General features: G+C 73.2%; 1 protein-coding gene. It reads right to left on the bottom strand.

Translation table 11 applies throughout. The annotated features are described in order from the left end of the window. Positions 1–368: DUF5926 family protein (locus BZY54_RS39705; protein WP_208640910.1), on the bottom strand; the 368-nt coding region annotated here is incomplete at its 3' end. Positions 369–586 lie beyond the last annotated feature (218 nt).

Raw genomic sequence — 586 nt, 5'->3', positions numbered from 1 at the left:
GACGATGTGTCGTTCTGCAGGCCGACCAGCACCGAGCCGTCGTCGCGGCGCAGCGCGGGCCAGGCCATCGGCAGCACCGTGGCCAGGGTGACCGACGGAACGTCCTCGGGAAGGCCCTCCCGGAGCGTCAGCTCGACCGTGGCGGCGGGAACGAGCTCGCGCAGTGCCACCCAGTCGCACTCGCCGGTGAGTCCCTCGAACGGCCGCTGCACCAGCTCGGTCGCCGCGTGCGCCGCGGCCCTGCCGTGGCAGGCCTTGTAGCGCCGGCCGCTGCCGCAGGGGCACGGCTCGCGGGCGCCGACGACCGGGATCTCTCCGTCCGTGAGCTGCGGGCGCTTGGCCTTCGTCTGGGGTCGCTTCTTGGCCATCTGGGTGTCTCCCGGTTACGGCTCGTCTCGTACGGGCGCGAGCCTAGCCGTTCACACCCTCAACGACGGGAAGCTGTGGACAAGGCGGCGCATGTGGACAACACCGGTGCAGCCGTACGGGCGCCGATCGGATCCTGCCGGACAGGCAGCGGCCCGGAACGGGGGCCTGAGCCCGGCCCACTCCAGCCCCCGAGCCCCGCCCACCGGTGCCTCCTGGG

It is taken from the genome of Streptomyces carpinensis (assembly GCF_002154505.1).
Taxonomy (GTDB): domain Bacteria; phylum Actinomycetota; class Actinomycetes; order Streptomycetales; family Streptomycetaceae; genus Streptomyces; species Streptomyces carpinensis.
The sequence above is the reverse complement of the archived record's forward strand: the minus strand, read 5'-3'. Positions and strand labels throughout refer to the sequence as shown.